23 protein-coding genes, 1 tRNA gene and 2 pseudogenes are annotated in these 24,644 nt (G+C 67.5%); 12 read left to right on the forward strand and 14 right to left on the reverse strand.

Annotation, left to right across the window (positions count from 1 at the left end):
• From ACFXJ5_RS09475 to ACFXJ5_RS09485, 3 genes are all read left to right on the forward strand, one after another.
• Positions 1–954 carry an FAD-dependent oxidoreductase gene (locus ACFXJ5_RS09475; protein WP_384629180.1) on the forward strand — a complete coding sequence of 318 codons (954 nt, stop codon included), beginning with the start codon at positions 1–3 and terminating at the stop codon, positions 952–954.
• Between the two features lie 140 nt (positions 955–1,094).
• On the forward strand, positions 1,095–1,607 hold the full coding sequence (locus ACFXJ5_RS09480) for a hypothetical protein (RefSeq protein ID WP_384629182.1): 513 nt from the start codon (positions 1,095–1,097) through the stop codon (positions 1,605–1,607).
• 408 nt (positions 1,608–2,015) lie between these two features.
• Positions 2,016–2,732, forward strand: coding sequence for a 2'-5' RNA ligase family protein (locus tag ACFXJ5_RS09485; RefSeq protein WP_384629183.1), 717 nt, complete (start codon positions 2,016–2,018; stop codon positions 2,730–2,732).
• Positions 2,733–2,845: 113 nt separating this feature from the next.
• Here ACFXJ5_RS09485 and aspS read toward each other — a convergent pair whose 3' ends face one another.
• Positions 2,846–4,075, reverse strand: a complete 1,230-nt coding sequence (aspS, locus tag ACFXJ5_RS09490) for an aspartate--tRNA(Asn) ligase (protein WP_384629186.1) — start codon at positions 4,073–4,075, stop codon at positions 2,846–2,848.
• Between the two features lie 387 nt (positions 4,076–4,462).
• On the opposite strand from aspS, the pseudogene ACFXJ5_RS09495 reads away from it, so the two are divergent.
• The 3 genes and pseudogenes from ACFXJ5_RS09495 to ACFXJ5_RS09505 all read left to right on the forward strand — a co-directional run.
• Positions 4,463–4,597 (forward strand): annotated as a pseudogene (locus tag ACFXJ5_RS09495) (IS5/IS1182 family transposase); the annotation flags it as partial.
• A gap of 84 nt (positions 4,598–4,681) precedes the next feature.
• The gene (locus tag ACFXJ5_RS09500) at positions 4,682–4,951 is read left to right on the forward strand and encodes a hypothetical protein (RefSeq protein ID WP_384629189.1); all 270 of its coding nucleotides are present in this window, start codon (positions 4,682–4,684) and stop codon (positions 4,949–4,951) included.
• Positions 4,872–5,249: pseudogene (locus tag ACFXJ5_RS09505) on the forward strand (GNAT family N-acetyltransferase); the annotation flags it as partial. The gene ACFXJ5_RS09500 and the pseudogene ACFXJ5_RS09505, both read left to right, overlap by 80 nt.
• A gap of 135 nt (positions 5,250–5,384) precedes the next feature.
• Here ACFXJ5_RS09505 and ACFXJ5_RS09510 read toward each other — a convergent pair.
• Positions 5,385–5,798, reverse strand: coding sequence for a GFA family protein (locus ACFXJ5_RS09510; RefSeq protein ID WP_384629191.1), 414 nt, complete (start codon positions 5,796–5,798; stop codon positions 5,385–5,387).
• 294 nt (positions 5,799–6,092) lie between these two features.
• Between ACFXJ5_RS09510 and ACFXJ5_RS09515 the strand changes: the two genes are divergently transcribed.
• Positions 6,093–7,043, forward strand: a complete 951-nt coding sequence (locus ACFXJ5_RS09515) for a phosphotransferase (protein WP_384629193.1) — start codon at positions 6,093–6,095, stop codon at positions 7,041–7,043.
• Positions 7,044–7,077: 34 nt separating this feature from the next.
• Here ACFXJ5_RS09515 and ACFXJ5_RS09520 read toward each other — a convergent pair whose 3' ends face one another.
• The 9 genes from ACFXJ5_RS09520 to ACFXJ5_RS09560 form a co-directional block, all read right to left on the reverse strand.
• Positions 7,078–7,332 (reverse strand): PTS glucose/sucrose transporter subunit IIB, encoded by a 255-nt coding sequence (locus ACFXJ5_RS09520; RefSeq protein ID WP_384629195.1) that lies wholly within the window; start codon positions 7,330–7,332, stop codon positions 7,078–7,080.
• A 26-nt stretch (positions 7,333–7,358) separates the two neighbouring features.
• Positions 7,359–7,757 carry a hypothetical protein gene (locus ACFXJ5_RS09525; RefSeq protein ID WP_384629198.1) on the reverse strand — a complete coding sequence of 133 codons (399 nt, stop codon included), beginning with the start codon at positions 7,755–7,757 and terminating at the stop codon, positions 7,359–7,361.
• The gene (locus tag ACFXJ5_RS09530; RefSeq protein ID WP_384629199.1) at positions 7,754–8,386 is read right to left on the reverse strand and encodes an AAA family ATPase; all 633 of its coding nucleotides are present in this window, start codon (positions 8,384–8,386) and stop codon (positions 7,754–7,756) included. Before ACFXJ5_RS09530 ends, ACFXJ5_RS09525 begins: the two co-directional genes overlap by 4 nt.
• Positions 8,383–10,512 carry a phosphotransferase gene (locus ACFXJ5_RS09535; protein WP_384629202.1) on the reverse strand — a complete coding sequence of 710 codons (2,130 nt, stop codon included), beginning with the start codon at positions 10,510–10,512 and terminating at the stop codon, positions 8,383–8,385. The genes ACFXJ5_RS09530 and ACFXJ5_RS09535 overlap by 4 nt, the downstream gene beginning before the upstream one ends.
• The gene (locus ACFXJ5_RS09540) at positions 10,505–12,130 is read right to left on the reverse strand and encodes a carbamoyltransferase (protein WP_384629205.1); all 1,626 of its coding nucleotides are present in this window, start codon (positions 12,128–12,130) and stop codon (positions 10,505–10,507) included. The genes ACFXJ5_RS09535 and ACFXJ5_RS09540 overlap by 8 nt, the downstream gene beginning before the upstream one ends.
• A complete protein-coding gene (locus tag ACFXJ5_RS09545) occupies positions 12,123–13,049 on the reverse strand; it encodes a glycosyltransferase family 2 protein (protein ID WP_384629209.1) in 927 nt (308 codons plus the stop codon). Before ACFXJ5_RS09545 ends, ACFXJ5_RS09540 begins: the two co-directional genes overlap by 8 nt.
• 48 nt (positions 13,050–13,097) lie before the next feature.
• Positions 13,098–13,544: an ATP-binding protein gene (locus ACFXJ5_RS09550; protein ID WP_384629212.1), complete on the reverse strand. Its 447-nt coding sequence runs from the start codon at positions 13,542–13,544 to the stop codon at positions 13,098–13,100.
• Positions 13,545–13,833: 289 nt separating this feature from the next.
• Entirely contained in the window at positions 13,834–14,397 is a 564-nt protein-coding gene (locus ACFXJ5_RS09555) for a flavoprotein (protein WP_384629215.1), read from the reverse strand.
• Complete coding sequence (locus tag ACFXJ5_RS09560) at positions 14,394–15,632, reverse strand: helix-turn-helix domain-containing protein (RefSeq protein ID WP_384629217.1); 1,239 nt, start codon at positions 15,630–15,632, stop codon at positions 14,394–14,396. The genes ACFXJ5_RS09555 and ACFXJ5_RS09560 overlap by 4 nt, the downstream gene beginning before the upstream one ends.
• Before the next feature lie 373 nt (positions 15,633–16,005).
• Between ACFXJ5_RS09560 and ACFXJ5_RS09565 the strand changes: the two genes are divergently transcribed.
• Positions 16,006–16,668: a hypothetical protein gene (locus ACFXJ5_RS09565; protein WP_384629220.1), complete on the forward strand. Its 663-nt coding sequence runs from the start codon at positions 16,006–16,008 to the stop codon at positions 16,666–16,668.
• A 184-nt stretch (positions 16,669–16,852) separates the two neighbouring features.
• Here the strand turns inward: ACFXJ5_RS09565 and ACFXJ5_RS09570 are convergent, their stop codons facing one another.
• Positions 16,853–17,149 (reverse strand): hypothetical protein, encoded by a 297-nt coding sequence (locus tag ACFXJ5_RS09570; RefSeq protein ID WP_384629222.1) that lies wholly within the window; start codon positions 17,147–17,149, stop codon positions 16,853–16,855.
• A gap of 90 nt (positions 17,150–17,239) precedes the next feature.
• Here ACFXJ5_RS09570 and ACFXJ5_RS09575 point away from each other — a divergent pair, with 90 nt between their 5' ends.
• From ACFXJ5_RS09575 to ACFXJ5_RS09590, 4 genes are all read left to right on the forward strand, one after another.
• The gene (locus ACFXJ5_RS09575) at positions 17,240–17,890 is read left to right on the forward strand and encodes a helix-turn-helix domain-containing protein (RefSeq protein WP_384629225.1); all 651 of its coding nucleotides are present in this window, start codon (positions 17,240–17,242) and stop codon (positions 17,888–17,890) included.
• Positions 17,887–19,491: a tyrosine-type recombinase/integrase gene (locus tag ACFXJ5_RS09580; RefSeq protein ID WP_384629228.1), complete on the forward strand. Its 1,605-nt coding sequence runs from the start codon at positions 17,887–17,889 to the stop codon at positions 19,489–19,491. The genes ACFXJ5_RS09575 and ACFXJ5_RS09580 overlap by 4 nt, the downstream gene beginning before the upstream one ends.
• 212 nt (positions 19,492–19,703) lie before the next feature.
• Positions 19,704–21,164, forward strand: a complete 1,461-nt coding sequence (locus ACFXJ5_RS09585) for a restriction endonuclease (RefSeq protein ID WP_384629231.1) — start codon at positions 19,704–19,706, stop codon at positions 21,162–21,164.
• Positions 21,165–21,379: 215 nt separating this feature from the next.
• Entirely contained in the window at positions 21,380–23,314 is a 1,935-nt protein-coding gene (locus ACFXJ5_RS09590) for a TOPRIM nucleotidyl transferase/hydrolase domain-containing protein (RefSeq protein WP_384629234.1), read from the forward strand.
• 138 nt (positions 23,315–23,452) lie between these two features.
• On the opposite strand, the gene ACFXJ5_RS09595 is transcribed toward ACFXJ5_RS09590, so the two are convergent.
• Positions 23,453–24,091, reverse strand: coding sequence for a hypothetical protein (locus ACFXJ5_RS09595; RefSeq protein ID WP_384629237.1), 639 nt, complete (start codon positions 24,089–24,091; stop codon positions 23,453–23,455).
• A gap of 326 nt (positions 24,092–24,417) precedes the next feature.
• Positions 24,418–24,491 (reverse strand) — tRNA-Thr (locus ACFXJ5_RS09600).
• Positions 24,492–24,644 lie beyond the last annotated feature (153 nt).

Consider the following 24,644-nt stretch of genomic DNA (forward strand, 5'->3'; position numbering starts at 1 on the left):
ATGGCCACAAGCGATCGCGTCGTCGTCATCGGAGCCGGGGTCTCCGGGCTCACCACCGCCATTGTCCTGGCCGAAGCCGGGGCGAAGGTACACGTGATCGCCGGGGAACTGCCCGGCGTCACCTCCCTGGCCGCCGGCGCTATGTGGGGGCCCTACCTGGTCGAGCCCAAGGACAAGGTCGACCAGTGGAGCCAGCACTCCCTGAATACCTTCCGCGAACTGGCCGCTGATCCTGCCACAGGGGTACGGCTGACCCGCGGCACCGAGGCTTCCCGCCACGCCGACTCACCACCGGACTGGGCCACCGCACTGCCCGGATTCCGCCCCTGTGAGGCCGCCGAACTCCCGGACGGCTTCACCTCCGGCTACCGCTTCACGGTCCCCCTCATCGACATGCCGGTCTACCTCGGCTACCTCCAACGGCGACTGCTGAACACGGGAGCGGTGATCGAGAAGCGCACGTTGCGCTCCCTCTACGAAGCCGGGCCGGCCTCAGCGATCGTCAACTGCACAGGCCTAGGAGCCGGCGCTCTGGTCCCCGACCCGGATCTGCGGCCGATACGCGGCCAGCACGTCGTCGTCACGAACCCTGGCCTTACCGAGTTCTTCTCCGAGGACACCGGCCTCTCCCCCGACCTGCTGTGTATCTACCCCTACGGCGACACCGCTGTCCTAGGCGGAACCGCCATCGATGGGGACGGTAACTTGGACGCCGACGATGCAGTGGCGAAGAGCATCCTGGCCCGCTGCACGCTGGTCGAACCACGGCTAACCAATGCCGAGATCATCGCGCACCGCGTCGGAGCCAGACCTACTCGTCACCGAGTCCGCGTGGAGGGCGAACGGCTACCGGACGGGACCCTGGTACTTCACAACTACGGCCATGGAGGTGCCGGTGTCACCCTGTCCTGGGGGTGCGCCGCACAGGTGCAGGGGTTGCGCGAGAGTAACTGAGGTCTCGCGCAGCGTTGTCCTCGCCGAGCCCCAGTAGTAGCTCCGTGGCCTGACGCGGAGCTCGAACGTCCGGCTCACTGCCGAACCGGCCTGCCCCAAATCCCTTTGCCGAGACGACACGCGAGGAGCAGGCTGCTCGTATGGCCCGACGATGCGTGTTCTGCGGCGGCACCGGTCTCACCAGGGAGCACGTGATACCCCGGTGGCTGAGTGACGTGCTGCCCGAGCAGGCGCGATTCCGCGGCCAAGACCAGGCCATCGTGCTTCTTCAGCCCGAGCGAACGGTCGACGGCCCGCATCACCGGGAGATGAGGGAGACCTTCAACTCTGCGACCGTCAAGGTGGTTTGCGACCGGTGTAACAACGGCTTCATGAACGACATCGAGGCCGAGGCTCGCCCCGTCTTATCGGCGATGATCCGCGGCAGACTATCGATGTCGCTCGCCGCTGACGCGGCAACGTCTATAGCGACGTGGGCGGTCAAGACCAGCCTGATGGCGCAACGGACCAGTTCGGAGCCGGCCCCGCTCAAGCCGGTCTATGAGGGTTTCTACGCCAACCAGCGGCCGACTCCAGAGTGCATGGTGTGGGCCGCCGCGGTCGACGACGAAGACTGGCGTTGCGTGCCGAGTGCCGAGGCATGCTGTACGTGATAGACGGCGAGTCTGCGGACCCCGATGACCCGCCGAACATTCTCTCCGTGACCATCGGTCTCGGATCGCTGCTGCTGCACACGATCGTTGACCCGGTCCTTGGGCCGTCGAGGTGGAACCTCACGTCTGCCTTTCGGGGTGCTCTGGTTCCGCTGTGGCCTGACCCGCGCCCGACGACGTGGCCTCCTCGCGTCCTCCACCCTGTCGAGGCATGGGGTGTCTGCGAGTACATGCCGCTGGTGTTCGGTTGAACAAACTCATAGTGGCGGCGGCCCCGGAAGGGGGCAGCTCTTCTGAGGGTGAGGGTGAATCCGACTAGCCCGTTTGCGCATCGCAGCAGACCAGCGACCTGCACCACACCCTCAGAAGATCTACACCAATCCTCGAATGCCTTGGAGGAGCCCGGCAATGCCGGTCCACGAGTCGGCCAGTTCCGCAGCCTTCCCCGCTGAACCCCCGCCGTCGCTCACCGAGCCTCTGGCCATCGCAGAACACGACTGGAATGCGTTCTCTGCCGTTCCGGAGATGCGCAGCCATTGGGATCGGCCCGGCTGGGACGCGGACGCCCGGCGCTTCTACTGGTTCCTCACCGTGGATGCCCCAGCCGTGGCGGAGTTGGCCGAGCGATGCCAACGTCCCCTTGGAGGGCTGGCGTTCGACCTCGTCCCTCCTGAAAGCCTGCACATCACCATCGCCCGGCTCGGCGACGTCAACCGCGTCTCATCCAGCACGTTGGAGTCAGCCGTTGAGGCTGCCAGGGTCCGCTGCAGCAGGATGTCGCCATTCGTAGTCCGGGCGATACCTATAGCCGGCTCCAGGGGTGCGGTCCGGATGAGCCTCGCTCCGTGGAAACCCCTCTGGGACCTTCACAGCGCCGTCTCCGAGGCCAACAACGACGCGGGGCTGGGCAGGCATCGAACCACGCGAGATTTCCGTCCGCACCTCGGCGTCGCCTACTGCAACCAGACGACAGACGCGGCCCTCGTGCGCAAGGAAGTCCTCGAACTGCGCACCTTGCCCTCTCAGGAGTTCCTGGTTGAGAACGTGCGGCTCGTTGAACTACGCAGAGAGGACCGCGCCTACCGCTGGAACGTCTTACACACCGTTGGCCTGGGCTGCGGCTGACGAGTCCCCGGGCCGGAGCCGGATGTCAGGAGCTGACACGCACTGCCAGGGTGGTCAGCGGAGCACGCAGGGCTCCCCTGACCACCCTGGCATCGCACTCACCCGGCTCAGGGTCAGGGCGTCAGACGGTGCAGGTCGCGGGGGAACAAGGTCGTCCGGCGGACGTTGTCAGCCCCGGTGAGCCGGGCCGTCCAGCGTTCCAGGCCAAGGGCGAAGCCGCCGTGCGGGGGCATGCCGTGGGCGAAGGCCGAGAGATAGCTGGCGTACGGCTCCGCCGGCTCCCCGCGAGCGGCGAGGGCGGCGAGGTAGTCCTCGTGGCGGTGCAGCCGCTGTCCGCCGGTGACGAGTTCCAGGCCCCGGAAGAGCAGGTCGAAGCTGTTGGAGTACTCCGGCCGGTCCGGCTGGGCGTGGGTGTAGAAGGGGCGCTTGGTCATCGGGTAGCCGGTGACGAACAGGAACTCACTGCCGTGCTCGCGCAGCGCCCATTCGCTGAGCCACCGCTCATGCGCCGGGGCGAGGTCCGGCTCGTCGGCTTCGAGCATGCGCATCGCGTCGGCGAAGTGGACGTGCGGGATCTCCTTCGGCACCTCGGGCACCTTCGCCCCGAGCAGTTCCACAGCCTCGTGAGCGCGGGCGGTCACCGACTCGATCATGCCAGCGACCGCCTCGCGGACCACAGCCATCACGTCACGGTGGTCGGTGATGAAGCCCAGTTCGGCGTCCAGGCTCGTGTACTGCGCCAGGTGGCGGGCCGTGTCGTGCGGCTCGGCCCGGAAGACCGGGGCGGTCTCGTACACCCGCTCGAATACGCCGACCATGGCCTGCTTGAAGAACTGCGGAGACTGGGCGAGGAAGGCCTCACGGCCGAACCAGTCGAGCGCGAAGACGTTCGCACCGGACTCGGTCGCCGAGGAGACGATCTTCGGGGTGTGGATCTCGGTGAACCCCAGGCCGTCCAGCGCGCTGCGGAAGCCGGCGACCGAGGCCGACGAGATCTGGTGCGGGGCCCGCAGCAAGGGGTGACGCAAGGTGACCGGTGCATGGTCCAGGATCGTCGGAAGGCCGGCCGGGACCGTAGGCCGGTAGAGGTCGAAGGGCGGTGCCTGGGCCAGGCTGGACAGGACCTCGATCTCCGGAGAGGTCAACTCGACGCCTCCGGGCGCCTGGGGGTTGGCAGTGACGCTGCCGCGTACGCGCAGCACCGTCTCTTCGGGGAAGTCGCCGCCCTCGCCGGTGAGCACGACCTGGGCCAGGCCGGAGCGGTCACGCAGTACGAGGAAGGTGACGGTCTTCAGGGCGCGGCGGCGATGGAGCCAGCCGCTGATCTCGACAGTTTCGCCCACGAGCTCAGGTAGCTGAGCAGACAGTACGCGGGTCGTAGGGTGGATCATCGCAGTCCTCCAGGACTTCGTCTGATCCCTTGGGAGTGCGGGCGAGAAGGGCAACTCGCGGTGCCACCGCACTTTCGCCGCCGCCGAAGCGACGGCCTCATTCAGGCCCGATGACGGGGGCCGGCCGGTGGGGCATTTCCTCCCCACGCTCAGGAGTGTCTTCCCCTCGGGGCGCGAGACCGCCTTCACAGCTACCGGCGGTTCTCTCGGCCCGCATGAACCCTCGGGTACTCGGCTCCCTCAACGCGTTGCACCCGAGAGTAGAGGGGCTGCCACTGCGCCCGCAACGAAGAAAATCCCACCTCCCGCCGTGTGGCGAGGACCGATGCGATTCTCCACTCCCGGAGCATCGTCTCACGCATCGCCCGCAAGGGCATCGAGTCCTCCCAGCGCCTGGGCCGCCTCCGGTGGACCGTGGAGAGATCTGTGGCGTGGCCGGCAGCGTGCCAACGCCTACACCGCCGCCCTGATCTGCTATCGCCGCCTTGCCAGACAGGAAGGTTGACCGTCACCCATATCTGATTGCGGTGATCCCCTCTCGGGAGCGACGATGCCGCCATGGAGCAGCCGAAGGAGAACATTGGCTGTCAGGACTTCGCCCTGCGGCGCTGGCAGGCGGAGAGCGACTTCGACGCCCTGTTCCGGATGATCGAAGAATCGCTCGACCACCTGAGGCCGTGGATGCCGTGGGTGGCCCGCCACAGCCAGCAACACCCGCGACTTCCTCGCCCGCTGCGATCCGAACTGGCAGAGCGGCGACGCGTACACCTACGCGATCACCATGAACGGCGCACTCGTCGGCAGCTGTTCCCTCTACCGTGCCAGTGAGCCACAGGGACACTTCATTGGGTACTGGCTCCAACCCTCCGCCATCGGGCGGGGAATCGCGACCCGGGCCACAGCGGCCATGGTCACCGAGGCGTTCGCGCTTCCGGACGTGGCGTACCTAGAAATCGTGCACGACCTGGCCAACGCGGCCAGCGGCGCCATCCCCAGGCGCCTGGGTTTCGCCGAAATCCGGCGCGAACAGGTAACCCCGCCCGCAGCTCCCTCGGACTGCCGGACCGACGTGGTCTGGCGGCTGAACCGCCCGAGATCGCTGCTCAACAACACTTCCCACGCCTGAACTCCTGGAGGATCAAGCATCACTCCAGGCGCTTCAGCACCAGCCGAGACGACCTCTAAAATTGGGCCACGAATGCCAACGGCGCTCGGGCGGTGGGTGGCGCTGCGCCACCCACCGCCCGGTCCTCTGAGCGGTTCAGGCGACTGTGCTGTGCTGAGTGTTGGAGATCTGGGGCAGCCAGGAGACCGCGTCGTCGCGGAAGCTCTGGTTGACCGGGACGAGGTCCGCTGAGTCGTCCAAAGCGAAGAAGGTGAGCGCGATACTCTCGGCGCCGTCGTCCTGGGCGCACACCTGGCTTCCGCAGTCCGGGCAGAACCCGCGCTTAGAGACCGGCCACGTGTAGTGCCAGGACGGTTCGCCGCCTGGGCCAGTCCAGGTGAACCCGCCCAGGTTGAAGGATACCCAGGCCATCATTGGACCGCCCGACAGCGTCTTGCAGTGCGTGCAGCTGCACACGTGGGGATAGTCCGGGTCGCCGGTGACGGTGAATCGGATCTGCCCGCACAGACAGCCGCCGGTGCGGACTGTGGTGTCGGGGGTCGTGCTCATTCGATCATCTCCCATGAGCGATCCGCCAGTTGAGTCCACCAGTGTGTCATTCCCTCCATGATCTGGAGGAAGCTGCTCGAGGGCGTGAGGGAAGTTGATGCCGTAAGTTTCAACTGCCTTCCAGCGGTGCCTGCGGAGCTGCTGGACGTGGTCGCGCAGCAGGATCACCGCGGACGTGGCGGAGGTATTAGTTGAAGCGCACGCCGGGGTTCTCATCGATCCGGAGCGTTCACGCTCACGCGGCGCCCTGGCCCGGACGGGCGTTCGCTCGCCGAGCTGCCAACGCTGCTGTTCTTGGAGGAGTACCGGATGCGTGCCAGTTCAGCGACTCGGCTGACATGGGGGGATCTCCCGCCCGCAGTACGCGGTGAGATCACGGACCGCAGCGGCGCCGCGGTGTTGCAGGCCGTGTCGCAGGAGGGCGGGTTCACCTCTGGTCTGGCTGCCCGGCTTCTTCTGGTGGATGGTCGGCGAGTGTTCGTCAAGGGGGTACCGACGGAGCATCCGCTGGCGGGAATGTACGAGCATGAGGCGGCCGTTGCGGCGGCCGTTCCGTCCGCCTTCTCCTCGCCAGCCCTGCTCTGGTCGGACGGAGTCGAGGACTGGATTCTGCTGCTGTTCGATGACGTCGACGGGTGTCATCCCAGCCTGGCCCCGGACTCTGCCGATCTCCCGGCTGTCCTGGCCACCGTGACGTCCATGGAGGAGGTGCTCTCGCCGTGTCCGTATGTCGGTGCGCGGCCAGTGGCTGAGGCGATGGCCCGGGTCTCCAACTGCTGGCGGGCGCTGGACGCCGACCCACCCGGCGATCTCGCGCCGTGGTGCGCGCGACATCTCGCCCACCTGATCGAGTGGGAGACGCGATGGATGCCTGCGGCGGAGGGCGACACCCTTGTGCATGCCGATCTACGGCCGGACAATATGCTGCGCGAGCACACTGGCGGGGCGGTGTTCGTTGTCGACTGGGCGTTCGGGTATCGCGGGGCCGCGTGGTTCGACGTTGCCTGGCTTGTCCCGTATCTGATCATGGAAGGCCACACGCCGGCATCGGCGGAAGCGGCCCTGGCCGGGATTCCTGCTTGGGCGTCGGCGGATCCCGATGCGGTCACAGCGCTGGCCGTGTCGGTGGCCGGGCACTGGGAGTTGGCGCGCCGCCGCCGGTCGCGGCCCGCCCTGCGGGCCTATCAGGACCGGGAGGCTGCGGCGGCGCTGGCGTGGACGGCGCATCGGACCGGCTGGCGGTGACGGTCCCGCTGTGCTGCCCCGGCAGAGGCTGCTGTTACTGGGCGGTCAGGAGTTGGGCGAGTGCTGCGGCCAGCGGAGCGACGGCGGCCGGCCCGACCACGAGCTGGAGGGTGTCCCGTTCCAGGATTCCCAGGACGGCAGGGTGGTCTCGTAGGGCTGTGTCGTCGACGCGGGCGCGGTCGGTGAGGGTGAGCCGTAGTCGGGTGACGCAGTGGGTCAGTGAGGCGATGTTGTCCGTGCCGCCTAGCAGGTCGCGCAAGACGGCGGCGGTGCGCATGTACTTGTCCACGGACTTCTCCTGAGCGGATGGAGAGGTCATCGGGCACCCCACAGGTAGCGCTCGATGTCGATGTCTGCGTACCGGATCTCGGGCCGGTCGTCCCAGTACGCCTTGCCGACCTCGTGGGCGATCAGCGACCGCAGGCGCAGGTGGGAGTCGAGCCATGTTCCAGGCAGCCGCCAGCGCGACCATTCGCCCGAGTCGGCCCGCTCCAGCTCACGGTGGAACCGGTCCAGGGAGTTACGCCACGCGTGCAGGACCTCGGCGGGCACGGCCTGGACGTCGTGTTCGTCGGCTTCGGCGAGGAAGGCCTGTATCCCTTCGGCTGTGGCGCGCAGTCCGTTCGCCGCATCGGAGGTGGCCGCGTTGTCGGGGGGCGCTGCCAGGGCGGTCAGGAGGCGGCGGGTGGTCGCCGCTGTGGGCCCGTGCTTCATATCGCCTCCGATCGTCTGGTCAGCGCTTCCTCCGAGGGGACTTGGCGGGCGAGGTGGTGCGGCAGTGCGTCGAGCAGGGCCGGCCAGCCGGAGGTGTCGGTGACGTCGAGCGACGTGAACGTGTTGGTGGGGAGCCAGACCTGCAGGTTGTCGAGGAAGTCGCGGTAGGCGGTGAGGAAGCCGTGGTCGAACCACTGGCGGTAGCGCTCGTCATGTGCGTATGCGGCCCGCCGGGTGATCGAGGTGTCGGGATCGGTCAGCAGGACCAGGGTGGTGACGTCGGGGCGCGGGTGTATGAGGTCGAGGTCGCGGCACAGGGATAGTGCGTGCTCGAAGTCGCTATGCGGGGCCCGGCCAGTGGCGGCCAGCGCGTACCGGTAGGCGAGGACCCCGATGTGCCCGCGGTCGGAGGTGACGATCACCTCCGGGCGGGTCCGCGCCAGGTGTCGAGCGGCGTCGATGCGGCCACGCGCCTTGCCCAGGAGGAGCCGGGCGGTCTCGGCGTCCGAGGAGCTGTCCTTTGGGGGCTGGGCCTCCGGGAAGACCACCAGGTGGTGCGGTAACGCGGTTCGGAGCCGTTTGAGCAGGGTGGTCTTGCCGGTGCCTGGCATGCCGTCGAGGACGATCACAGGCGGGGCGTCCCTTCGGATTCCAAGGCGTCCAGGACGCCGGGGGCCAGGGCGGTGACCTGGTCAGCGAGTGCGGTGTCGATCTCAACGGCCCATTGCAGGACCCAGCGGAAGTAGCGGGCGGTGTGCCACAGCAGGTGCCGAGCGTCCACGCCTGAGGTGCGGCCGAGGCGGGCGCCCTCCTCTTCGTATCCAGACAGGGCGAGGGCGGCCTCGCGGCCGTCGATTAGGCAGTTCTGGACGTACAGGTTGGTGAGGTCGTCGTAGATGCACCCCACGCCGCAGCCTTCGAAGTCGATCACAGCGGGTGGCAGGCCGGGGGTGAGCAGGAGGTTGCGGGCGGAGTAGTCGCCGTGCACGAACCCGGCTACGCACGAGGCGTGTTGGACGGGCGCAGTCCTGGCGAGGACGGCGGACAGGCGGGCGCGTACGGGGTGGGCGTCCTCGTCCAGGGGCCGGATGTTGCGGCTGAATGCCGGCAGTTCGGTGAGGGCGTCGGCGGGCAGGGAGTGGAGGCGGGCGGCGACTTCGCCGAGCGTCCGCGTCTCGTCCTGGTTGTGAATGTCGTCGGGAGCGTTGCCGTCCAGGCGGGTTGCGGCCACCCATGACAGGGCGCCTTCGACATCGTCCTGGCCGAGGACTTCGGGGATCCGTAGGCCGGGAACTTGCCCGGCGAGGCGGAGACCGAGGATCTCGCGGCGGGCCCGCTCGGCGGGGCGGTGTGTGTAGACCTTCAGGACAGCGCTCTTGGAGAGGAAGACCATGGACCGACCGCCGTATCCGACAATCGCCGCGTGGTCGAAGACCGTGTCGAGTGCGGATTCGGCGGCTTGGCGGGCGCAGTCGATCTCGCTCGCCAGCCGTGCCAGCACCGGGTGCTCGCGGCTGGTCTCCGGTGCAGGTGTTTCGCCCATGGTTGGTTCCTCCCGTGTTCGCCATTCGTGCAGCCAGTATGGTGTCCGGCCTGCCAGTTCCCGGATGTCGCCCGATCCGGCCGCCGGTGCTGTTGTTCGTCCTGCGAAGCCGGATACGGATCGGTAGGCGTGCAGTGCCAGCCGGGCTGTCGTTGCCCAGGAGAACTCGGTCTCAACCAGTCGGCGTCCGGCGGTGCCGAGCTGCCGCCGCAGGGTTGCGTCGTCCTGCAGGCGGGCCACCAGGCCGGGCATGTCGTCCATGGACGGGGCGGTGGAGACCAGTCCAAAGCTGCCCGGGTCCGGCAGCCCGACGAAGGCCTCGGCGGTGCCGACGACCGGCAGGCCGGCGGCCATGTACTGGAGCACTTTCAGCTTCATCCCGCCGCCAGAGTCCAGCGGGGCCAGGCCCACCTCTGCGGTCGATAGTGCGGACGGCAGATCGGGTACCGGGCCATGCAGCCGCACGGTGCTGCCAGTGGCGAGGGCGCGAAGGGCTCGCGGGTAGCGGCCGTACACGTCGACGGATCCGCCCCGCAGCGCGAGCGCGGGGGCGAGCCGGGTACGGAGGAAGGCGGCGGCACGGGCGTTGGGCTCGTAGTAGAGGTTGCCAACGAACGCCGCCGAGCCTGCAGTCTCCTGCTCGCCGAGTGGGGCTGGGCCGGGCTCCACGCCACACGGTACGACGTGCACGGCTGCCGCGCGCAGAGCGGTCGCGAGGTCCGCGTCACGACGGGTGAAGGCAACCACGGCATCGGCAGCAGCCACGCTGGCGGCCTGGAGTACGGCGGCCTGGCGGCACTCCCACTCGGCGCTGCCTATAGTCCGGGCGACGGCGGCCTCGTCGTCGTGCATCTCGTACACCAGGGCCGCTCCGGCGGCGTCGGCGAGGGCGCGTCCGTAGCGGACGGTCAGTTGGGTGTTGGACATGATCAGCACGTCCGGGGCGAGGTCCTTCACCTGCGCGGTGAGCGGGCCGGTGTCCTCGTACACGGCTTCGTACGGCAGGTACTGCACCGGGAATGGCCAGCGGTGGGTGGGTCTGGAGCGGGGGTTGAGGTCGCACAGCAGCAGGGTGACCTCCGCCCCAGCTTTCGCCAGGTGCCTGTTCAGGTGCAGGGTGCGGGCGGCGGCTCCGGTCAGAGGGAGGGAGCGTTGGAAGCCGGCGGTGTCGAAGAGCACCGCGACGCGCAGCCTCTGGTGGGGTTCAGGCATCGGTCTTCACCGCTACGAAGCCGTTGCTGAAGACGAGTGCGTCCAGGTCGGTGTGGCAGAACGTGGCCACCGCGTGGGCCGGGGTCTCCACGATCGGCTCGGTGTCGTTGAAGGAAGTGTTCAGTACGACGGGTACGCCGGTGAGTTCCTCGAACCTGGTGATCAGCCGGTGGAAGGCCGGATGTACGGCCTGGTCGACGGTCTGGACGCGGGCGCTGCCGTCGACGTGGGTGACCGCGCCGAGCTGGTCCCGGTGCTGTGCGTTTACCTGTGGGGCGAAGAGCATATAGGGGCTGGCCCGGTCGAGCTCGAACCACATGTCAGCGTACTCAGCCAGCACCGCAGGGGCGAACGGGCGGAAGAACTCGCGGTGCTTGACCCTGGTGTTGAGCACATCCCGCGTCGCCTCCTTGCGGGGGTCGGCGAGGATGCTGCGGGATCCGAGCGCGCGGGCGCCGAGTTCGCTGCCGCCGTCGAACCAGCCGATCAGCTTGCCCTGCGCGATCAGTTCGGCCGCCGTGGCGGCCGGATCGGACTCGCGCCGGTAGGCGAACGGGCGGTGCGGGTGCCGTTCGGTCAGGCCGGAGAAGGGGTGTCTGCGCAGCGCGAGGTGGATTTGGTCGTCGGTGTAGGTGCGGCCGAAGGAGTCCCGTCCGGTGAGCGGCAGGCTCGGCACGCTGCCGGTGAGTCGGTGGATGCCGTGGAGGGCGTTGCCGAGGGCCTGGCCACGGTCCGAGGCTGGCGGGGGCACGAACAGGTTGGCGCCGGTGCGGCGGCGGATCGCTTCGTTGGCGACGCAGTTCATCGCGACCCCGCCGGCGAAGCACACGGTGGTCTGCCGGTGTTCGGCCATCAGGTGGGTGACGATCCCGACAAGGGCGTCCTCGGTCTGGGCTTGTGCCCAGGCGGCCAGGTCCCGTGCCCGGGGCTCGGTCCAGGCGTACGGCCTGCCGAGATCGAGCCCAGCAGCAGTGGCGAACTCCACCAGCCCACGGTCGTGGGTCCGTTCCAGACGACCCTCGACCTGGGCGTCGGCGACGTCGAAGAGCGGGAGGTCGATGACCTTGGGGTCGCCGTAGGAGGCGAGGGCCATGGTCTTGCCGGACTCCTGCCCGTCGAAGCCGAGCCAGTTCGACACCGCCTCGTACGTCGCGCCGATTCCACCCGCCCGAGGCCGGCCCGCACGGTTCCCGCCAACCCGGGCCAGCCCCGTACGGTCGGCGAGGAAGTAGCTCTCGGTCTGGTAGTCGTTGCCCGATCCGTCGGCCACCACGACCAGCGCCTCGTCGACATCGGACAGGCAGAACGCACCGTAGGCGTGCGACAGGTGGTGGTCGACGGACACGATCCGGCGGGGATCCACGCCGTACCGCTCAAGACCACCCGTGAAGCCGTCCTCCAGTCGGGGACCGACACACGAGAACACCACGATGCCGACGTCCGCGAGGGTGAGGTCGGCGGCATCCAGGCAGTAGGCCAGGGCAGCGTGCCAGCCGCCGCTGTACCGGGTGCGGTTCAACCGTTCCTCGGCGATCGCGACGACCCGGTCCCCTGCGACGATCGCGCACCCGCCGTCGTGCCCGAGGTTCAGCCCCACCGCTATTGGCGTGTCACCCATGAAAGACCTCCTCCTTTGTCGCGGACTCCTCCGCGCTCGCGGTGTGTGTACTCAGCCCGGCCATGGCCAGCCGGAATCGTTCAGCCCGCAGCCCCACGACCCGTGCGACATCGGCCACCGCGCTGCGTCGGCCTGTACGGCTACGCAGCCGTGCCGGGGCGAGTGCGTCGCGCAGCCGGTAGCTGTCGTAGATGTCCGCGCCGGGGTGGATCGCCAGCAGCCGGGCCACCGACACGCCGTGCCACAGGGCACGTCCCCACACGGCGGCGGCCGTCAGGTCGGCCGGATGGATCGCGCGGTGGACCACGGCATCCGGCGCGACGACCACCAGATGCCCGCTGTGCTGGGCGCGGACGGTGAATTCCAGTTCCTCACAGCTCAGATGGCGCCGACCGGTGACGCCGAGCCGGGTGTCGAACTGCGGCAGCGGGCTCCGGCGGATCGCCAGGTTGCAGCCGACGGCCCAGTACGGGGCGGTGAGTTCCGTGGTGACCTGTGGCCACATTGGCGGCACGAACAACTGGAGTACGTCGGCCGGCACATCGGCGGCGGCCCCGCCGGTGAAGTACGGGACGACTTTGCCGCCCCCGCAGTACGCGCCCGTCGTCTCCAGCGCGGCGGCCATCCGCCGGGCCCAGTCCGGTTCGGGACGGGCATCCGGATCGGTGATCAGCACGATCTCGCCGTGCGCCTGCCGGATCCCGGCATTGCGAGCCCCCGACAGCCCCGGCCGCGTCTCGTGGACGACCCGGCAGGGCATCGGCCCAAACCGGTACGGTCCCGGCGGCAACACCGGCACCCGATGGTTGTCCACCACGACCAACTCAAGGTCGCCAGCCGGGTAGTCCTGTGCCCGTATCGCCGTGGCCAGGCCACCTAAGGCACCCGTATTGCCCCGCACCGCAACCACGATGCTCATCTGCATGCTCTACCTCCGCTGTCGATGTGGCGCCGGGGTCGGTGCTGGTCATCCGTCCTCGCGAGGGGCGGAGCGTGGGGCCGGAAGTGCAGAACGCACCCACCAGGACGCCCCCCGGCGATGGCCCCTACGGTCCGGCAGCGTGAGCGACGCCCACACGGTCTTCCGCCCGCAGGTACCAGGCCGACATCCCCACCGGTCGGCCAGCGCCTGGACGAGGATCAGGCCCCGCCCTGCTTCGTCGTCCTCGGTGGTCTGCCGTAGGGCCGGGCGTCCGCCGTTGTTGTCCTCGACCTCCAGCACCGCGGCGCTGTCGGAAAGCGCCAACATCACGCTCACGCCGTCCGGGGCTCCATGGCGGATGGCGTTGGCGACCAGTTCGGTCACGATCAGCCCCATGTCGTCCGCGACTTCCGGGACACCCCACAGCCGGAGGGCGACGACGACCGCGTGCCGTACGCGGGCCGCGAGGTGGAGCTGCGGGGCGATGTTCACGCACGTTTCCCGCCGGAGCCCTGTCCTGGCGGGCGCCGAGTCCTCGGTGGGGAGGATCGCCGTCACCGCTGTCCCTCCCGGTATCTCCGGACTCCGGCAGAGCGGACAGCGGCGTCGACGGGCCCTAACGGCCCGTACTGCTGGGTGCGGCGGTCCATCTGTGTGGTTCCCGCGCTTCGCTGATCGAGCGTTTCCGGCATGGCAGCAAGCTTCGATGCGCCATGAACAGAGGACCCGGACAGTTTGTCCGAGTCCTCTGTTCATGCAGATCAAGCGGGTTGACGGAACGTCATTGCGTGGCTCGGTCAATCGCGTCCAGCACCGCTGCCCACGGCAGGTCCCGCCCCGGGGGCGCCGCGCGTGGCTCGTGCAGTGGCCAGATGTCTGGGCCGTAGACGAGGTGAACGTCGGCCTCTCGCAGCGCGGCGATGTGGCGCCGCCATGCGGGGTGGCGGGCGTGGGCGGCATTCACCCGTGGAAAGACGACAACTGGTAGCTCCAGGGTGCCGATGGCTTCCCCCACCTGCGTCAGCGCCTGGTTGTCGGCAATGCCGGTCGCGAGTTTGGCCACGGTATTCGCGCTGGCAGGGGCGACCACGTAACAGTCCACGCTCGGATGCGGCCTCGCCTCGCCCGGCAGCCGTGGTTCGTCTCGCACCGGCAGGCCGGTCAGCTGCTCCAGTCGGTCGGCCTCGCCGCTCATCCGCAGCCAGCGACCAGCCGTCGGCGTGAGCGTCACGGCGACCTGCCACCCGCGCGCCAGAGCCGGTCCCACCAGCCCGGTGCGCAGGGCTTCGACTCCGCCGGCGCTTGTGCCCACGACTCCGAGGACTCCGCGTTTCTTGGTGGTCACTGCACCGCCCTGCATCGTTGAGCCATCATGAACAATTCCGACGAACGAGCGCCGCCGGTAATCGGGGACTGCCTGATCAGGTCCCGCAGCGTGTCCCGGACACGGGGATTGTTGCGTACGAGCTGAGGCGACGCGCGCTCGGCCGTGAGCAGCTCAGCGAACGCGTTATCCCCCTGGCCCGCCAGCGCCAGGGCGCGGGCGTAGTCGATGCGGTGGGAAACGCCTCGCTCCGGAGGCATGCGGTCCACGTCCACCTCACCGTATTCCACGACGTACGAGATGTTGTCGAGGTCCAGTTCCGCCGACAGCCGGTGCAGCACGACATTCGTCGGCCCGAAGCTCGTCTGCCAGTAGTTCTCATCGGAGCCGAGCCGGCTGGCAAGCACCTCAGCTTGGTTCAAGAGACTTGTTGCCGTAGCCCGGTCCTGGTGCCGGGCTGCGGCGATGGCCGCCCGTAGGTAGATCATGCCCAGCAGACTCAGGGCGGCTGGATCGCTCTCATCGATTCGGGTCGACAGCCACACCGATGCTGTGTGGCCCAGTTCCATCGCGTCGTCATACCGGCCATTGGCCAGCAGGGCATGTGTGCCGGACCGCGCGGCGGACGCCAGCACCAGCGGGTCGTCCGATTCGTCGGCGGCCCGCATGGCCCGTTCAGCGGCGAGCCACGAGATATCCGATTCCCCGATCTTGGCGAGCGTCGTCGCGGCGAGGTGATGTACCCGGGCAGAGACGGCCCAGCAGTCCCGGCGTTCCGCGGCGGAGGAGCGAGCAGCGCGGTCCTCAAGCTCCTGGGCTGTCTGAAGGAGGCCGGGGAGCCCGGCGATCACTCGGCCGAGCCGACCCGCCTGGTAGTCGTCCCACGTTTGCTCCACGAGCTCGGCGGTCGGCCCGGGGCTCGGGAGCTGCGCTTCAGCTTCCGGTCCGAACAGCAGCCGGGAGAGACGACGCGGACTCATCAACGCGTCCCGCACGGCCGGGACATCGTCCTGTTGCCTGTCGTCCTCCATGAGCACGGGCTGGCCGACCAATTCCCCGAGCGGAACGCGGAGCACGCGGGCTAGTTCGGCGAGCATGTCGATACGTGGCGGCTTCCGCCGACCGGACTCCGCTTTCGCAAGCCAGTCAGTGCTACGACCGACAAGCCCGGCCAGTACCTGCTGCGTGTAGCCACGGCGCTTCCGGTGGAACGCGATCCGCTCCCCGATGCTCAGGTGATCTCCGAGACCACGCATTCGTGCTGCCTCCTGCGGTGTAGGGGCGTCCCCCACGATAGCGACGCGGCAACGAGACGGACTGGGCCGGGGACCCGGACGATCCCTGCGTTGCTCTGCCCAGCGTGAGGGAAGCAAGGCACCGAGACGCGGACGATCTGTCCGGGCCTGAGTAATCAGCGGAAGCTACTCGTGATCGGTCGGGCACGGTGATCAGCATGGTGATCGATGACAACATGCAAGCGGCGCTGGCCTCACTGCTGTCGGCGTGCACCCGCGGTTTTCCGCTGGGGCGGGCTCCTCCGTCTCGCGGGGTGGTTCACGGCGATCTGGGCGGACAGCAGCGATCTCTAAATCGCTGGCGATCTTCATGGCTGCCTGACAGCCTTCGCGGATGCTGTTGATGCTGACTGGGTCGCACTGCTCAGGCAAGTCCACCCTCGCGTTCGCCGTCGCCGAGCGATTCGACTGCCTCGCTGTCCACGACACCGACGAGAGCGGGGTTCCGCCCATTCCGTCCCCGCATTGGCGGAACCACAACACAGAGGTGTGGATCCGCCGCGCCCTGGACTACCAAGCCGATGGCATCGATCTGCTGTTGACCGGCCAGGCTCCACTCGGTGAGGTCTTGGCCGCTCCGTCGGCGCCCCTGCTTGATGGGATCGCACTGTGTCTGGTCGACGTGGCCGACGCCGAGCGGCGCCGTCGGCTCGGCCACCGCGACCCGAGCCGCTGGTCGTCGTCCGAGACGGAAACCCTCAACAACTGGGCAGCCTGGCACAGAGGGCACGCGCACGATCCCCGCTTTCGCCCCGATGTCATTACCGCGAACAGCGCACCTGACATGGCTTGGCACCGCTGGTTGTCCTGGCCCTCCGAGGACCCCCGGTGGCAGGCCCAGGTCCTCGACACCACCGACCGCCCTCTCCAGGAGAGCGTCGAGGACCTGGAGCAGTGGATCCTCGTGCAGCGCGCAGCCCTCCGAGATGACAGCCTTCCTCTGCGCCGTGGTTGGGCACGGGAAAGCCAGCCTCCGTACGGTGATCCACTTCCCTGAACTCTCTCCTCCCGCCGGAACCCGGCGTGCTCGGCATGCGCCACGTAGACGTCGCCCACGGTGCAACCGGCGGTCACCGCCTCAAGGTGCGCGCTAGTTGTCCGCCATGACCGCAGTGAGTTGAAGGGATCGGAGCGGCAGCTCGGGGCAGGGCTCTCTTACGCCCTCCGCGCCAGCAGCGCCATCAGGCGCACAGCTTGTGGGCGTTCGCCCTGGGCGGCTCGCGATCCTCGGGGACCTCTGGCGCGGTCATCCCAAGCACGCGGAGCAGATCCGCCGTAGGGACTCGGTAGGCGTTACCGAACCGCAGAACCTTGACCGGGTACTGCCCGCGCTTGGCGAGGGCATAGCCCGTGCTGCGACCGAGGGCCAAAGCGCGATTGGCAGTGTCGAGGTCGATCACAGCAGGAAGGGCCAGCAATTCATCACGCGTCAGTGCCTGCGTCACCGCTCCCGTACGACTGCTCTTAGGTGTAGCCATGATGCACTCCGATCGCGTGGGCAGGTCCTGGCGAGGTAAGGCCTATCACAAATGTTGCAGCAACATTTTTTCAGGCTGTACTGTGCACTCATGAACACTGACGATTGGCCGAAGCAGCTCACGGCGCGAGTGGCCGAGCAGCTAAGACGGTTCCGCAGGGAGGCCGGCCTCACCGTTGCCCAGGTGGCCCAGCGCTGCGCCGAGCTCGGGCTGGCGGTTCCTGGTACGACGATCACCAATTTGGAGAACGGGCGGCGGCACTCGGTAGACCTCGCCGAGTTCCTGGTGCTCGCCGAGGTGCTTGGCGTCCCGCCGATCAACCTCCTGTTCCCGCTCGATATGACGCCGACCGTGGACGTCCTGCCGGGGCGGACGGTCTCCACGTGGGATGGAGTGGCCTGGTTCGCTGGCGAGACGCCCGCAGAGACGGCTGCCACCACGGGCAGCCCCCGCGAGCTGCTGGACACCTTCCGGGCCCACAGCGACGCGGTGGCAGCCGCTGCGGTCTCGACGTCCATGGCCAAAGACAGACGACGGAAGGCGAGCACCACGCTCGACCCGGGCCGCCGCGCGGATCTCTTGGAGACCGCCGCCGGCTATGAACAGCTCGCTTTCGACGACTGCCGGGAGCTGCGTTCATACCGAGAAGGCATGCGCGATCGGGGGTTGGTGCCCCCGGCCCTCCCCGCTGGCCTTGCTTTCGTTGACCAGCCAGAGACCATTTCCAAGGACGATGAGTGAACGGAACCACCACACGCCGGTGCTCCTGCCGCAACCCCGAGACCGGCAATCCGTACGGCACGGCATGCCCGAAACGCGCCAACAAGCGGCACGGCTCCTGGAGTGTCATGCAGGAGCTGGTACCTGGCGAGCACGGAAGGCGTCGGCGCTTCCGCCGGTCAGGGTTCGAGACCTCGACGGCTGCCACGGAGGAGCTGAACAAGGTCAGCGCACTCATGTCGATACCGGAGGAGGACGACCAGGCCGGGCAGATGGCCATCGGCGACCTGCTCGAAGTCTGCGCCAAGACCAAGGAGCCCCTGCCGGACTACGACGAGACCCGTCGCCGCTTCGCTGTCGGCCAGAGCCTCAACTCCAAGATGACCGTCGGCGAATGGCTCGACATCTGGCTCGCGGGACGCAAGCGCCTTCGCGTGACTGGCCTCAAACGATACGAACTTGACGTACGCCTCCACCTCAAGCCCCACCTGGGCGAGATACGTCTCGACAAGCTCCGCGTGCACCATCTGGACAAGATGTTCGACACGATCAACGAGACGAATATCGAGACCGTGGAGCAGAACACCCAGCGGCGGTCCGCCATCGAGCTGCTCAAGACCATCCCGTGGAAAGGCTCCGAGAACCGTGCCCGCCGCAAGTGGCTCCAGGCGTCGATCGCTGAGATGCCGCCATTCCGCCGAGTCACCGGTGCCAGCACCCAGATGCACATCAAGGCCACCTTGCGTGCAGCCCTGAATGTCGCCATCGCGCAGCAGGAGATGGCCAACTTCAACCCCGCAGAGCACGTCGAACTGGAACCTGGAGCCAAACCCAAGGCACTGGTATGGACCAACGAGCGGGTAGACCACTGGCTGGCCACCGGAGAGAAACCCTCACCGGTGATGGTCTGGACACCCGAGCAGACTGGCCGCTTCCTGGACTTCATCTCCGGCAGCCGCCTGTACCTGCTGTGGCATCTGATCGCGTTCCGAGGCCTGCGACGCGGTGAAGCATGCGGACTCCGCTGGATGGACCTGGATCTCGGGAGCGCGTCGCTGTCGGTGGCCACCCAGCTCATCCAGGACGGCTGGGAGATCATCGAGGGTACGCCGAAGACCAATTCGGGTATCCGCCTCGTCGCCCTGGACGGCGAGTCCGTCCAGTACACGCGAGAGCACAAACGCCAGCAGGACAAGGAACGGCGCGAGGCCGGGGACGGCTGGAAGCTCACGGGGCGGATCTTCACCCAGGAGGACGGATCCTGGCTCCACCCCGGTAAGGTCTCCGACCTATTCGAGCGCCTGGTGACCGCCGCCGGCCTGCCGCCCGTCCGCCTGCACGACCTCCGCCACGGTGCCGCCACGCTGATGCTCGCGGCCGGGATCGACATCAAGGTCGTCTCCGACACCCTCGGCCACAGCGACACCCGTATCACCCGCGACATTTACCAGGCCGTCCTCGACGACCTCGCCCGCGCCGCCGCCGAGGCCGTCATCAAGCTGGTACCCCGCGGTCGAGGCAAGTCCAGCAAGGAGGCTCGGGCCAAGCTCCCCGCCATGCGCAAGCCCAGCACGCCAGAACGCACGTCGGGGGAAGGAACCGACCAAGAGCACACCGCATAACGCACACCGTGCGGGGAGCCCTCAGCACGCCAATGATCGAGGCTCCCCGCACAGGGTCTGTCCTGGAGGATGCTCCAAATGACAGCCGCTGCAAGGAGGTAGGGCGCAGTCGAACGCAGATTGTCAGCGGTCGCCCGTAAGATCGACACCGGCCTCGACCCCATCAGGGCACTGCCGAGGGCGGGGGCGTCTAGGCGAGAGGCGGGGGCTGGGTGCTGGACAAGATCAAAGAGCTCGTGGATGAAGAGGCCGGATTCCAACTCCAGGAGATGAACGGGCGGCTCCGCGTACGTCTGCCGTGCTCGCCCCTGTCGCTCATCTTTGAAAAGTCTCCCAGCGACGATGTCTTCATGGCCCTGCAATGCCGCGCTCTGCCGATCTTCGACGGCGATCGTACCGATCTACATGACGTGTGCTCATGGTTGGCAGCTAGTTTCCTGCGCTGGCTGGGTATTGCTTCTACCTTGTTGATCGACATTGAGCACCCGGCCACCATGATCTCCGCTGAGCTCTACGGCCGCTACCTGATTCCGGAGCAGTCAACGGGCTACCTTCTGACGTCGGACGACGTGGGTCTAGGCGTCGCCGGGGACATGATCGGCCACCTCGCCCTATTTGAGCAGATAGCCCATTCGAAGACGACATTCTGGCATCCCGAGTCGGTGCCAGAATCGATGTATGACTACGACGCGGAAAGCTCGGAGGTAGACGAGTGGGCAGGTAGTCTGGCCAGCCTCCTGGGCGACCAATCGTCGCCGGAGGATATCTACACGCAACGGCTCAGTGCTGGCTGGTTCTACTACCGCACCGCTGACGGATCCATCGCCGTTGTTGAGTCCGAAGAACTCGTCGACCTCCTGGAGTTTCTCAAAACCAAGCCCATTGAGGAGATCGCCGGGATCAACGGATTCCTCTACACCGGGAAGGACTTGAACAACTTCGTCCCCCGAGACGCGCTGCAGATCGCGGACCGGATCTTCGAGCAGGGCGGCGCCCTTGCCAATAGCAGCAGCCCTGCAGCCGAAGCCACCGTCATTCCCCTCGAAAACGGCGTCATCTTCGCCAAGGACTACCGGGCCATCCTACTGCGCCACGATACCGGCGTGGCGGGCTTCACCCGCGAACGCTCCCTAGTCCTGGAACGCAACCGGCTCGAACAAGAACGGCTTTTTCCCCCCAGTGAGTTCACATGGGCGGAAGAGGTCGACGGCAGCAGGTTCGAACGACTGATCCAAGATCTGTTTGAGTGGGAACCGGGCGTCCGAGAAGTACGAGCCGTCGGACCCTCGCAGCAAGGCGATGGTGGCCGCGACCTGGTCGTCTCATGGGTCACACCACCTGTGCCTGGTGAGGCGATCACCAAGGGCGACTCTCCCGCCAGGGAGCGACGGATCATCATTCAGAGCAAGGCGCGCAAGCGTAGCGTCGGCCGATCCGACCTGGGTGGCGGAATCCTGGACACCATATTCATGTACCACGCCGAGGGTTATTTCCTTGCTACATCCAGCCAGCCCGCAGTGGCTGTGATCGACCTCCTCGATGAAGTACAGCGGAGGGGCCCCTACTTCACCGGGTGGTGGGGCAGGGTTGAGATCGAGCAACGACTTCGACGCAATCCGCAAGTACTCAAGAGGTACTCGGACATCGTGCGCCCCGCTGGCTACTCAGGTTGAACTCGTAGAGTCTGCTGTCCCGTCTCAGATTGGTTCCTAACGCACGGATCCTGGTCGTTGTCTCATAGAATCGGGTCCGGTGATGCCGTTTCGAACTGCTGCCACGGTCTGCAGGGGTGCGGACTGCCCCGGACCAAGGTCCGCGCGCTGGCGGCGGGACGCCGCAGATTCTGGAAGGATCGTCGCCAGCAGCAACTGGACGGGCGGGGCGCAGGGTGAGGATCAGCAGGATCACGGCACAAGGCTTCTTGTCCTTCGCCGAGCTGAGCATGGACATGGGGCAGGGCCTGACCGTGGTCACTGGCCCCAACGCTGCGGGCAAGTCGAACCTGTGCCAGGTACTCAGTGTTGTATCCGCGTTCCTGGGCCGCCACCTCGATCCGGAGCAGCGCGATCTGCTCTTTCTGTACGAGCAGGCCGGCCACCACGGGGCCCCCGCCTTCACGTTGACGGTCTCCTTCGAACTGGACCAGCAATGGGAACAGGACCTGGTCACCGACTTCGTGAAGGCCTCGTACATCAGCGTCGCCGCCCTGAAACACGACGGGATGGGCCCCAGCACCGAAGCATTGGAGCATGCCGCCGAGACCAGCATCACCACCGACAAAGTGACCGCGCTATTCCACGGCACACTCCGGTTGGACTTCGACTCCCGCCGGCACACTGGCTGGTCCTGCGCCTGGGAGTTCAACTACGGCGAGGACACCTTCCACGTCCAGCTGGAGGGCCCCTGGGCAGAGCAGCTCCGCCCCGGAGTCGCCCAGGGCTGGAAGACCGTAGCCATGGAGCAGGTGACCGAAGATCCCGCGCCTGAACTTGTCGAATTCCCAGCCTTCCTGGACGGGCTTGAGCAGCCGGTCGCGTTCAGCGTGCCCACGCTCAACGACGCGTCCTGCCCACGGCCCGTCTCCATGACCGCGCTCGCCCAGGCGGTCCAGCTGACCGAGCGGCATTCCGTACCCTTCCTCGCCGTGCTCGGGAAGATCTGGGCCGCGGGCGTATCGGTGACCGTCAATCGGCGGCTGCCGGCGCGCCGGCACTTCTCCCTCGATGAACTGAGGGGCGCCCTCGATCTGAGCGACGGCAGCCGCGTCTCGGCCGAGTTGTACAGGCTGAAGAACGGTGCGCGTGATCAGCGCGAGGGCTTCCGCAGAGCCCAGAAGATGTTTCACACCATCACCGGGGCGCGCCTCGAAGTCCAGGCATCTCCCGAGACCGACGGAATGGCCATCGATGTCGTGATCGACACCGGCCACGGTGAACGTCGTGCTGAGTTCAGCGGTGCAGGACTGCAGGAGGCCGTCCTGCTGGCGGTCCTGACCGCTGGTGGGCCCGGCCGCATCATCGTCCTGGACGAACCGGCGGTCCAGATGCATCCGACCATGCAGCGACGTATCGCCACAGCCGCCCTGCGTGACGTACAAGCTCTCCTGATCACCCACAGCGCGGACCTGGTCTCGGTGGCCACGCCGGCCGACCTCAAGCGCATCGTTCGCCTAGCCCCGGGGACAGACGGAGCGACTACTGTCCGGCGCACCTCGGCATCGACCGCTTCACACCTGGCCGGCTGGATCCAGAACCTAGCAGCCGCTGACACCAGGGCCCTGCTCTTCGCTCGCGCCGTGATCCTCTGCGAGGGCGCGTCGGAGACCGGCGCCCTGGGCCAATGGTGGAACACAGCCACCCAGCTAGGGCCGGAGGCGGCCAATGTCCCGCTGCTGGACGTCGGAGGCCAGAACAACTTCGGCGGCTACATCAACTACCTCACCGCCTTCGGCATCCCCTGGGCGGTCATCGCCGACGGGCCAGCCCTGCGCGACAACAGCGCACTCGCCAAACAACTTGCCAAGCAGCGACTTCGACCCCCAAACCCGCCCGACGACGCGAACGACTTCACCGCCTGGACCAACTACTGGAAGTCCGCAGGCGTGTTCACCCTCGCCGACCAGTTCGGCGACGATGGCAGCAAGGCCGGCGAACTGGAGGCGTACCTGCGACGCCTGGACCCCCAGATCTTCGACCAGGCCCAAAGGGACACCACCAGCAAGCCGCGGGTGGGCGCTCTCTTCGCTACCCGCTACCCCCACGGAACACCGCCGGAGGTTGCCGCCCTGTACAAGAACGTGGCCACGCACCTGAGTCTCGACTGACGCTTATACCGCCATACCTGTCTCCCCTGCCTGACCGCTGCTGCGACAACGGTAGGACCCACGTCACCGACAGCGGGCAGATACTGCCAAGCCCAAGCCTGACCCCTCGTTGAGGTTTCGACCGTGGGCGTGAACGCGCTACCGGTCCGCTTGGGTATGCAGTTCACGGGCAAGGGCTGCGTCTCCGCGCATGACGCCCGCCACCTTGTCGTCCACCTCATCCTGCTCGTGCTGCTCCCCGCAGGGGCAAATGCTCCAGCCCTCGGACTCGACCCTCTCCGCCACGGACTCGACCAGTTGCGCCAGCTCGTCCAGCAGTCCGACAGGGATCCCGGTCTCCTCGCCAGCGCGGTCGGCCGCGAGGGCCGCTCCGAGTTCCGTCGCCAGATCCATCGCCTGCGCCGCGGTGCGGCCGTCGCCGTTCAGGCTCGCGTACTTGCCGGCCTGCGCCGCAGCCATGACCAAGCGCCCCAGGACACGGACCGCCGCCGAAACGGTGCGGGCATCGACCCGGACCGGACGCACGGCGTGAACCGCCTCCGCGCCTTCGAGGGTCTGGTCCGAGGCTTTGGCGATCGCGTCCGCCACCGTCTCCGACGTGACCAGGTGGACCGCCTCCTCGGCGTCCATCCCTGTCTGCTGGGCGAGCACGTCGACCATGTACGCGACGACGTCCCGCACTGCCACGGGCTCCACTTCCAGGCCGCGCGTCAGCAGCACGGCGGTCGTCTCCGTTACCAACGCCTTGAACTTCACGGTGCTCTTCACATCCGACACATGGCCCAGCGTAAGAGGTAACCGGCCGCTCCCCCAAAGCGCGGGCTCTTGTCGAGTGCCCACAACGGCGGCACCAGCGAACAGCTGCCCCGAATCACGGCCGCGACAGCGCGCATGGCCCTTCCGCAGGCCTCCCCGGCGACGGCTGCTCGACCACCCTTTGGCCACCCCGTGCTGCCAGCGCTGCACCGCCTCGACCCAAATGGCCACCCCTTGGCCACCCCTTGCCTCCGGCGGCCCTCGGCCGGTCTCCGCCGCCCGCCCACAAAGCGTAAAGAAAAGGAAAAAGACCCAGGTCAACGGGGGTTTGACCTGGGCCTTTGGGGAGCCGCCTTCGGGATTCGAACCCGAGACCTACGCATTACGAGTGCGTTGCTCTGGCCAACTGAGCTAAGGCGGCAAACTGCGCGTAGCCAGAGTGGCGTCAGCAGCGCGGCCAAGTCTACACAGTCCCGGAGGGTGCCTCTGACCAGGGGGAGGGGGTTGTGGGGCGGCGGAGAGGCGGGCGGTGAGGGCGTCGAGGAGGAGGGTGAGGGCGAGTTCGAAGCCGCGG

It is taken from the genome of Streptomyces sp. NPDC059373 (assembly GCF_042751495.1).
In the GTDB taxonomy this organism is placed as follows: Bacteria; Actinomycetota; Actinomycetes; order Streptomycetales; family Streptomycetaceae; genus Actinacidiphila.

Bases quoted from the DNA above. Each gene is read 5' to 3' on its own strand.
- ACFXJ5_RS09510 (WP_384629191.1), bottom strand. From the start codon at position 5,798: ATGAGCACGACCCCCGACACCACAGTCCGCACCGGCGGCTGTCTGTGC.
- ACFXJ5_RS09560 (WP_384629217.1), bottom strand. From the start codon at position 15,632: ATGCGTGGTCTCGGAGATCACCTGAGCATCGGGGAGCGGATCGCGTTC.
- ACFXJ5_RS09525 (WP_384629198.1), bottom strand. From the start codon at position 7,757: ATGAAGCACGGGCCCACAGCGGCGACCACCCGCCGCCTCCTGACCGCC.
- ACFXJ5_RS09545 (WP_384629209.1), bottom strand. From the start codon at position 13,049: ATGAGCATCGTGGTTGCGGTGCGGGGCAATACGGGTGCCTTAGGTGGC.
- ACFXJ5_RS09485 (WP_384629183.1), top strand. From the start codon at position 2,016: ATGCCGGTCCACGAGTCGGCCAGTTCCGCAGCCTTCCCCGCTGAACCC.
- ACFXJ5_RS09565 (WP_384629220.1), top strand. From the start codon at position 16,006: ATGCTGTTGATGCTGACTGGGTCGCACTGCTCAGGCAAGTCCACCCTC.
- ACFXJ5_RS09535 (WP_384629202.1), bottom strand. From the start codon at position 10,512: ATGCCTGAACCCCACCAGAGGCTGCGCGTCGCGGTGCTCTTCGACACC.
- ACFXJ5_RS09500 (WP_384629189.1), top strand. From the start codon at position 4,682: ATGGAGCAGCCGAAGGAGAACATTGGCTGTCAGGACTTCGCCCTGCGG.
- ACFXJ5_RS09540 (WP_384629205.1), bottom strand. From the start codon at position 12,130: ATGGGTGACACGCCAATAGCGGTGGGGCTGAACCTCGGGCACGACGGC.
- ACFXJ5_RS09570 (WP_384629222.1), bottom strand. From the start codon at position 17,149: ATGGCTACACCTAAGAGCAGTCGTACGGGAGCGGTGACGCAGGCACTG.
- ACFXJ5_RS09575 (WP_384629225.1), top strand. From the start codon at position 17,240: ATGAACACTGACGATTGGCCGAAGCAGCTCACGGCGCGAGTGGCCGAG.
- ACFXJ5_RS09475 (WP_384629180.1), top strand. From the start codon at position 1: ATGGCCACAAGCGATCGCGTCGTCGTCATCGGAGCCGGGGTCTCCGGG.
- ACFXJ5_RS09480 (WP_384629182.1), top strand. From the start codon at position 1,095: ATGGCCCGACGATGCGTGTTCTGCGGCGGCACCGGTCTCACCAGGGAG.